This window comes from Streptomyces sp. NPDC059371 (genome assembly GCF_042751995.1).
Taxonomy (GTDB): domain Bacteria; phylum Actinomycetota; class Actinomycetes; order Streptomycetales; family Streptomycetaceae; genus Streptomyces.
Genome location: NZ_JBHYXD010000148.1, coordinates 9,719 through 16,122 on the forward strand (window position 1 = coordinate 9,719; position 6,404 = coordinate 16,122).

4 protein-coding genes and 1 pseudogene are annotated in these 6,404 nt (G+C 73.4%); 2 read left to right on the forward strand and 3 right to left on the reverse strand.

Annotated elements, in window-relative coordinates:
* Positions 1 to 92: 92 nt before the first annotated feature.
* Positions 93 to 965: a hypothetical protein gene (locus ACFXGX_RS41015; RefSeq protein WP_384802854.1), complete on the reverse strand. Its 873-nt coding sequence runs from the start codon at positions 963 to 965 to the stop codon at positions 93 to 95.
* A gap of 263 nt (positions 966 to 1,228) precedes the next feature.
* A pseudogene (locus ACFXGX_RS41020) lies at positions 1,229 to 1,864 on the reverse strand (hypothetical protein); the annotation flags it as partial.
* A 170-nt stretch (positions 1,865 to 2,034) separates the two neighbouring features.
* Here ACFXGX_RS41020 and ACFXGX_RS41025 point away from each other — a divergent pair.
* Positions 2,035 to 2,565: a GNAT family N-acetyltransferase gene (locus ACFXGX_RS41025; RefSeq protein WP_384802856.1), complete on the forward strand. Its 531-nt coding sequence runs from the start codon at positions 2,035 to 2,037 to the stop codon at positions 2,563 to 2,565.
* A gap of 10 nt (positions 2,566 to 2,575) precedes the next feature.
* On the opposite strand, the gene ACFXGX_RS41030 is transcribed toward ACFXGX_RS41025, so the two are convergent.
* Positions 2,576 to 4,750, reverse strand: coding sequence for an MDR family MFS transporter (locus ACFXGX_RS41030; protein WP_384802859.1), 2,175 nt, complete (start codon positions 4,748 to 4,750; stop codon positions 2,576 to 2,578).
* Positions 4,751 to 4,917: 167 nt separating this feature from the next.
* On the opposite strand from ACFXGX_RS41030, the gene ACFXGX_RS41035 reads away from it, so the two are divergent.
* Positions 4,918 to 6,285 carry a peptidoglycan-binding protein gene (locus ACFXGX_RS41035; RefSeq protein WP_384802862.1) on the forward strand — a complete coding sequence of 456 codons (1,368 nt, stop codon included), beginning with the start codon at positions 4,918 to 4,920 and terminating at the stop codon, positions 6,283 to 6,285.
* Positions 6,286 to 6,404 lie beyond the last annotated feature (119 nt).

The window sequence follows — 6,404 nt, forward strand, 5'->3', positions numbered from 1 at the left end:
GCAACCCCCCCCGCCCCCCCCCCGTGGCGCCCGCGCCCGGGGTCGGGGGGGGGGCGCGGCCTCACTTCACCGGGGAAGCGTCCGAGCCGGGCTCAGAGCCTCAGGAGCCGCTCGGTCATCTCGCGGTAGTCCCGCAGGGCGAGCCGGAGCCGCTCCGTGTCCTCACCGGTCGCCTTGTCCTCGCCGCCGGACTGCCACGATGTACGCAGGTCGCGCCGCCGCCGGGTCACGGCTTCGGTGAACCGGCCCGCGAGCTCCTCCAGCACATGGTCCGCCTCCTCCACGGAGGCCTGCGGCCCGTCGACGAATCCGCCGACCGCGTGCCGCATCCGCAGCGAGAACTTGTCGTGCTCGTCCAGCGGCAGCATCCGCTCGTCCCGCCCGGCGGAATCCGCCGGACGGTCCTCGGCGTCCGCCGGGCCGCCCCGGGGGTGCGCTCCCGCGGCGCCGCGGGACACGGGACGCGGACCGGGTCCGTCGTCGGAGGTACCGGAGGTGTGGCGTACGGGGGACGCGGGACCGGCGCCCGTACGGCCCGCGCGGCCGTCGGCCGGGGTGGCACCCCGCTCGTCGGCGCCGGCGGCCGTCGTCGCGCGGGACGACGTCATACCGGTCCCGGCCGGGCGGACGGCCGAGCCCGCGCCGTCCCTGGCGCGGTCGCCGTTCCGGTCCTGGTCGCCGGTCCGGTCCGGGTCGCCGGTCCGGTCCGGGTCGCCGGTCCCGCCCGGGGCGGGCTCGGCGGACACGGGGTCCACCCGGCCCTTCAGAGCCTCGCGGCGCGACACGTCCTCGCCCTCACCGCGGTCGTCGTCCGCCCGGTCGTCCGGGGAACGCTCGGGGGGTACGGGGGTCACGCGGCCCTTGACGCCGGCCTCGCGGGGCTCGGCGGTGCCGGGGCTCACCCGCCCCTTCATGGCGGCAGTTTCGTGGGACGGGGTCCGCTCGGGTTCCTGGTCTGGCTTCATGGTGCTCACCTTCTTCAACTCCCCTTCGCCTGACGCCTGGTGAAGGACCAGGGAAGGTGGGAGCGAGTGTCGGGGGTGGACGTCCTGCTGCTCTCGGCGTTCTCGGCGTTCTCGCCGTTCTCGGCGTTCTCGGCGTTCTCGGCGTTCTCGGCGTTCTCGGCGCGCCCGGCGTTCTCCGTCGTCTCCGCCGGCTCGGCGCGCCCGTCGTTCCCCGTCGTCCGCGCCGGCTCGGTACTCCGGGTGTCCTTGGTCAGGGCGAAACGCCTACTGCGCTCCGGGCGAGCGGCCGGGGTCCCGCTCACGTCCTCCGTGTCGCGCGCCCGGCCGGGCGAGGTGTCCTCGCGGGTCCGGGTCAGCAGGTCGTCGAAGAGGTCGCGGGCCTCCAGCATGGCCTCGCGCAGCTTCTCGGTGTCGCCGCCGCCGTTTCCGCCCCCGCCGGTGCGGGCCAGCGCGGCCCGGTGCACACGGCGGTACCCGTGGACGTGGTGTCCGTGGTGGACGGAGAGCGCGGACACCTGGTCCTCGTAACGGTCCCCGTCGGGGAATCCGCGCTCTCCGGCCAGCTCGCCGAGCAGGCGGTCGGCCTCGGCCACCGCTTCCTGGGGCGAGTCGACGAAGCGTTCCTGGGCGGCCGTCCAGCCGGCCGCGTACCGTTCCCTGGCCGCGGGTTCGAGCGGCCGCTCGCGCAGTTCGCCGTGCAGCTTCACGCGCTCGTTGAGGTCGCGTTCGGCCGCCTGGGTGTCGCCGTCGTGCCGGGCGACGGTCCGGTCGTACTCCGGTCCGAAGCGCCGCCGCAGGGCGCGCCCGCCCGGCGGCCTTCGGGCGCGGAGGATCAGGGCGGCCGCGACAACGGCCACGGCCGCCACGATGATCAGAGCGATGATCACGCCTGTGGACATGGGTGCCTTCCCGGTTCTCGACCCAACGGGCCGGTTCCCGGACCGGGTTGCCCGGAACCCGGGCCTCAAACGGACCCGGGGACGGCACCGACGTCAACGCCCCTTCCTCCTCGTGCCGTTCGGCCGGGGCTTCTTATCCGGTTGCGTGCCCGGGGTGGCACCCGCCGACAATGGCCGGCATGACCCGATCGCCGTCCGCCGCGCGTGACTCCTGGAGCGTGGCCCCCGAACCCTTCGACTCCCCCGCCGCCGCGGCCCTTTGGCGGGCGTACTACACCGAGGTCAGCGACCGGTGGTACGAGGTGCACGAAGGACGTACGACGGATCCCGACGAGCTGGAACGGGAGATCGCCGCGGAGACCGGCGCCGAGTTCGCGCCGCCCGCGGGTGTGCTGCTCGTCGCGCGCCACGACGGCGAGCCCGGCGGCACGGCGGGAGTCCGGATGCTCGACGCCACGACGGGCGAGCTGCGCCGGGTGTTCGTCCGCGCGGACCTGCGCGGCAAGGGCGCGGCCCCGATCCTGCTGGCGGCCGCCGAGGCGGCGGCGCGCGGCCTGGGCGCCCGGCAGCTCGTCCTCGACACCCGCTCCGACCTCGTCGAGGCACGGGCCCTGTACGCCCGGCACGGCTACGAGGAGACCGCGGCGCACAACGACCAGGCCTACGCGGAGCACTGGTTCCGGAAGGACCTGACCGGCTGACGTCAGGCCGTCACGCCGGTTCTCCCCGCGGGCGGGCGGCCGGGGCTCTCTCGTGCGGGCGTTCCGCGTCGGAACCGCACATCTCCTCGTTCAGCTCCGCCACCAGCTGCGTGAGGTCGGTCGGACGGTCCGGGGTCCACCAGTCGCCGAGCAGATCGGCGAAGGACTCCTCGCGGGCCCTGGACAGATTCCCGGCGGCGACACGGCCCTCGTCGGTCAGGACCAGGTCCAGGCCCTCGCGCCGGGCGAAACGGCGTTCCTCGATCTGGCGGGCGGCGGCCAGGACGACGTCCAGGGGAACCGCGCTGTGCTCGGCCAGGAGAGCGGGCTCCGCCCACCCGTACTTCTTGATCCGCAGGAGCAGCCAGCTCGCCGCCGGCATCAGGTCGTAGCCGGCGCGCGCGGTGATCTTCTCGTAGATCTCGCGGCGCCCCTCGCGGGTGCCGAGCACGGACAGCGCCCTGCACACCTCGTCGTACGACGACCGCTCGACCGGGTTGCTCGCGAGTGTCTCCGTGACGTCGGGTGCCGTGACGGAGCCGCGCAGTCTGTCCTCGCGCAGGAACCAGGCCAGCACGAACCCGAGCAGGGCGACCGGGGCCGCGTACAGGAACACGTCGGTGATCGATGTCGAGAACGCGTGCAGGACGGGCTGCCGCAGGTCGGCCGGCAACTGGCCGATCCCCTTCGGGTCCGCCTTCAGGGAGTCCGTCGTGACGCCGGGTGGAAGCTGCTGTCCGCCCAGCGCCTTCGTCAGGTTGTCGCCGAGGCGGCCCGCGAAGACCGTGCCGAAGATCGCGACACCGAACGAGGCGCCGATGGACCGGAAGAAGGTCGCCCCGGAGGTGGCGACGCCCAGATCCTCGTACGACACCGCGTTCTGCACGATCAGGACGAGCACCTGCATCACGAGGCCGAGACCCAGGCCGAACACGAAGAAGTACGTGCTCATGATCCCGGTGCTGCTGTTCTCGTCCAGTTGGTGCAGCAGGAGCAGCCCGAGGGCGGTGATCCCGGTGCCCGCGACCGGGAACACCTTCCACCGGCCGGTGCGGCTGACGATCTGTCCGGAGACCGTGGACGACAGCAGCAGCCCGAACACCATCGGCAGCATGTGCACGCCGGACAGCGTGGGCGAGATGCCCTGCACCACCTGGAGGAACGTCGGCAGATAGGTCATCGCGCCGAACATCGCGAAGCCTACGATGAAGCTGATGATCGCGGACAGCGTGAAGGTGTGCACCCGGAACAGCTTGAGCGGCAGCACGGGTTCGGCCGCGCGCCGCTCCACCGCGACGAAGGCGAAGGCGAGGGCCACGCCGACGATCACGAGCCCGATGACCTGCGGCGAGTCCCAGTCCCAGGTGGTACCGCCCAGCGAGGCCACCAGGACCAGGCAGGTGGCGACCGCGGCGATCAGGAACGTACCGGCGTAGTCGATGACGTGCCGTGCCGACTTCCTCGGGATGTGCAGGACCGCGGCGATCACCACGAGCGCCACGACGCCGACGGGCAGGTTGATGTAGAAGACCCAGCGCCAGCTCAGATGTTCCGTGAACAGCCCGCCGAGCAGCGGTCCCAGCACACTCGTCGCGCCGAACACCGCACCGAACAGCCCCTGGTACTTGCCCCGTTCACGCGGCGGGACGAGATCGCCGACGATCGCCATCGACAGCACCATCAGACCGCCGCCGCCGAGTCCCTGCACCGCCCGGAAGGCGATCAGCTCGCCCATGTTCTGCGACATGCCGCACAGCGCCGATCCGACCAGGAAGATCACGATCGCCGCCTGGAAGAGTTTCTTGCGGCCGTACTGGTCGCCGAGCTTGCCCCACAGCGGGGTCGCCGCCGTGGACGCGAGCAGGTACGCCGTGACCACCCAGGACAGGTGCTCCAGACCGCCGAGGTCGCTCACGATGGTCGGCAGGGCGGTGGACACGATCGTCTGGTCCAGGGCGGCCAGCAGCATGCCGAGCAGCAGGGCTCCGATGGACACGAAGACGCTGCCGTGCACCGAGTCCCGGGCGTCGGTCTCCGCGGCGCTGCGGCGGCGCACGGCCGACTCGCTCACCTCGACCGAGCCGTGCGGTCCGGACGGCTCGCCCATGCCGCCGCCGGTCGGCGCCTCCACCCCTTCCGGCCCCCGGCCGGGCGGTGTGTCGGAACCGTGCGCGTCCCCGGTCATGCGGCCTCCCTGAGCACCGAGGGTCCCGGTCACCCTCCATCCTGATCGGTGTGTCCGGTTATGGCCTGTCGAGCCAACCGGAATCTGCTATTCAGGGGGGCTGCTTGAAGGTTGTATGAAGGTCGTCCGGATAATCACTGGAGTTTTCAGGGGGGAGGGACCCACTCGTGACTGAACCGACCGGGCATGTCTGCCCCGAGTGCGCCGCACAGCGGGCGCAGGACGGCACCCCGTCCTGCGCCTGCACCCGCAGGGCGTCCGACGCCCTGCGCGACGAGCGCTCGGCCGAGGCCGCTGCGGCGGAGGACTTCAACCCGCTGCGCATACGGCCCTACGTAGAACTGGGCACGGAGAGCTCCGGGCACACCGGAGGGGGCCTGGGACCGGCGGAGGGCGCCGGCGGCGCCCCGTACCCGGCCGGCACGGGCTCCTGGCAGGCCGCGCCGACGGCCGGTGAGGCCTGGGCCACCGCGGAGGCGGGCGCCTGGACGCCGGAGGGGGCGTGGGTGCCGGAGGGCTTCCATGGCGTCGCACCCGGCGGCGCGGGCGAGCCGACGGGCTCCATGACCGGCGTCCCGCCGGTCGGCGGGGTACCGATGCCGCCCGCGAACGGGGAGGACGCGGCCGCTTCGACCATGCAGCTCGCCGCGATCCCGGCGGACGCGAACCTCGGCCCGGCTCCATTGCCCGCCGACGCGACCATGCGACTGGCCCCGGTACCGGCGGACACGGTGCCGCGCTCGGCACCGCTGCCGCCGGAGGTGACCACGCCGTCGGCGCCGATGCCGATGCCGGCCGACGCGACCATGCGGCTGAAGGCGCTCCCCTCGGAGGCGCGCGCCACCGACGTGCGCCTCTTCCACGAGAACGCGCGCCCGCCGGAGCCCGGACATGAGACCTCGCCCTCACGTCGGTCCAGGCGTCGCCGGCGTACCGGGGTCCTCGCCGTCACCGGAGTCGTGGTGACCGTGGTGGCCGCGGCGGGGGTCGCGAGCGGACTGCTCTCCTACGACCCTCCCGCGCGGGACGACGCCCAGCCGAAGGACGTCAGGGCGAGCGTGCCGGACGTCCTGTCGGACACGGCCTCCGCGGTGCCGTCTTCGAGCGCGTCCTCGGCGGAGTCCGTCTCGGCGTCCCCGTCGGCCTCTCTCAGCGCGAGCCCGTCGCCCTCGGTGTCCGCCTCCGACACGTCGGCCACACCCTCCTCGTCCGCCACGGCGTCGCCGACGTCCGCCGAGCCGAGCGCGACGGCGACCGCGACGGGGTCCGTGGCTTCCACGGGGAGTGGCGGCGGTTCGAACACACTGGCAGGACCCACCCTGCGGCGCGGCGACAGCGGGTCCGAGGTGACCGAGCTCCAGCTTCGGCTGAGCCAGATCAGGATGTACATGCACAGGGCCGACGGCCAGTTCGACCGTCATCTCGAGGACGCCGTGCGCTGGTACCAGTGGGCGCGGGGCATCTCGGGCGACGACCCCGGGGTGTACGGCCCGGCCACACGGGCGAGCCTGGAGGCGGAGACGTCCCAGCCGTAGCTCGCCGTCGGCGTTCGCGGTTCCCGGCCGGTGGGTGGGTCGGGGCCGTGCCGGTGCATCAGCCCGTCGCCGTTGGGTGAGGGGTGGGCGTCGGTGGCGACGGGCATCGATGTACCGGC

Excerpts from the sequence above, each read along its gene's own strand:
- ACFXGX_RS41030 (WP_384802859.1), bottom strand. The coding sequence starts at position 4,750 with ATGACCGGGGACGCGCACGGTTCCGACACACCGCCCGGCCGGGGGCCG.
- ACFXGX_RS41015 (WP_384802854.1), bottom strand. The coding sequence starts at position 965 with ATGAAGCCAGACCAGGAACCCGAGCGGACCCCGTCCCACGAAACTGCC.
- ACFXGX_RS41025 (WP_384802856.1), top strand. The coding sequence starts at position 2,035 with ATGGCCGGCATGACCCGATCGCCGTCCGCCGCGCGTGACTCCTGGAGC.